This window comes from Neisseria sp. 19428wB4_WF04 (assembly GCF_015235335.1).
Taxonomy (GTDB): Bacteria; Pseudomonadota; Gammaproteobacteria; order Burkholderiales; family Neisseriaceae; genus Neisseria; species Neisseria musculi.
This window is the reverse complement of sequence record NZ_JADGLG010000107.1, coordinates 1-1,807: the sequence shown is the minus strand read 5'-3', so window position 1 is coordinate 1,807 and position 1,807 is coordinate 1. Positions and strand designations below refer to the sequence as shown.

General features: G+C 46.6%; 4 protein-coding genes and 1 pseudogene. All 5 read left to right on the top strand.

Annotated features, from left to right (window positions below; all coding sequences use genetic code 11):
• Positions 1-108 (top strand): annotated as a pseudogene (locus IR141_RS12390) (IS1595 family transposase); the annotation flags it as partial.
• Positions 109-148: 40 nt separating this feature from the next.
• Positions 149-517, top strand: coding sequence for a DNA methyltransferase (locus tag IR141_RS12385; protein ID WP_228068268.1), 369 nt, complete (start codon positions 149-151; stop codon positions 515-517).
• 110 nt (positions 518-627) lie between these two features.
• Positions 628-882, top strand: a complete 255-nt coding sequence (locus IR141_RS12380; protein WP_135037734.1) for a hypothetical protein — start codon at positions 628-630, stop codon at positions 880-882.
• Between the two features lie 289 nt (positions 883-1,171).
• Complete coding sequence (locus IR141_RS12375; RefSeq protein ID WP_135037732.1) at positions 1,172-1,480, top strand: type II toxin-antitoxin system Phd/YefM family antitoxin; 309 nt, start codon at positions 1,172-1,174, stop codon at positions 1,478-1,480.
• An 8-nt stretch (positions 1,481-1,488) separates the two neighbouring features.
• Entirely contained in the window at positions 1,489-1,695 is a 207-nt protein-coding gene (locus IR141_RS12370; protein ID WP_135037729.1) for a type II toxin-antitoxin system RelE/ParE family toxin, read from the top strand.
• The last annotated feature ends 112 nt before the right edge of the window (positions 1,696-1,807 follow it).

Below are 1,807 nucleotides of genomic sequence, written 5' to 3'. Positions count from 1 at the left end.
GAGCATTTTGAACTGTATTTGAAAGAGTGTGAATGGCGTTTTAACAACAGTGAGATAAAATTTCAAATTTCTATTTTAAAACAATCAGTAAAGCAGGATTTGTTCTAGTTATCTAGGACAGCCCCTTATTTTTAAGAGCAATTCCTGTATGCACTCCTTAAAATCGGGTAATTCTCTGTTTACCGGCGACTACTGCCAAATCCTGCCCGAACTGGTTCGGCAAGGCGTGAAAGTTCAAACCTGCATTACCTCACCGCCGTATTATGGCCTGCGTGATTACGGCCGTACCGGGCGAATCGGCTTGGAGCCAATGGTAAACGAGTATGTTGAAAACTTGGTGGATGTTTTCCGCCTGGTACGCGACATGCCGGCGGACAACGGCACCTTATGGCTCAGACAGCTATGCGTGCAGCAGCAAAGGCCGCAACACCGATGGCAGCCCGTTTTGCGGGTATCCGTCTCGGACGGCCAAAAGGCCGAAAGGCCGTCTGAAAGCACACGGCTTCAACGAAGTTAAAACCGCGCCACTTTCAGTCGGTCTAAAATAAATTTATTAAAATCAAAAAAATCGACGACAGGGACTTTGTTAGATAAGCATAAAATTTTAATGACCTGAAAGGACTTTTCATGAACAAATCAGTATTTCTTTTAGAACACGCCAGACCGCCGCTACATGAAAATGATAATGTCGATGTCAAGTTGTTAGATATATTTTCCTCTGAAGAGGCAGCCCAAAATGCCATATCGGCACTATCGGACAAGCCCGGATTTAGAGACCATCCTGACGGCTTCGGCATTAATGAACACGAATTGGATACTCTTAATTTGGACATCAGGATTCGGCGAAGGTTAAGAATTTTTCAGTTACCCGCCCGCATTTAAGTGGGCGGACTTTCTTTTTTAAGAGCAATTCCTGTATGTACTCCTTGAAATGAAATCGGGTAATTCTCTGTACGCCGGCGACTACTGCCAAATCCTGCCCGAATGCTCTGGCCAAGGCATAAAGGTGCAACCTGCATCACCTCGCTGCCGCTCCACTATCGAGCAGCTGCAACAGCAGCCGGCAGCGGAGAAAGGCAAGCAGGATAAGGATATTCAGCGTTGAGCTATTTGTCCAGGTTGGATAAAATAGCTAAAATAGCTAAATACCGTACCGATAAAGGAAAGCGTAATGCGTACCATGACAGCCAGTAATACCCAAAACAACTTCGGAGATCTGCTGGATACCGTCCGCCGCGAGCCGGTGCTGCTGACTAAAAACAAACGGCCTGTGGGGGTATTTGTTTCTTTAGAAGACTTGCAGGGGACTTATCTGGCTGAGATGCTGATAGAGAAAGAGGGAGGATACGATGAATGGGTGCAGGCCAAAGTCGGGAAATCTTTGGTGCGTTTTCAAAAGGACGGCACCCGGGGAAAAGCCGCTGCCGATGCCCATACCGATGCCTTGGACAATATCCGCAATAAGCTGCAAAACCGTTGAGCCGTCCGATGTATGCAATTGTTTATGAAGCTGAAGCACAAGCGGATTTGCTCGCCATTCTTTCCTACTATGCCGATGAAGGCGGTATGGCATTGGTGGAAAACATCGGCAGCCGCATAGAAACGGCATTGGCCGGATTGGCTTATCTGCCTTACCGCAGCATTGAAAGCAGTTTGGTTCACGGAACAAGGGAATTTACCTGTAGTAAAAGCTAGCGTTGTTTACAGTATTTGAAAGACAATACTGCATGAATATCCATAAAAATACCCGGCTAACCCCGCATAACCGCCAGGCCATTTGACGCGCTTATACACAAGACAAAATTCA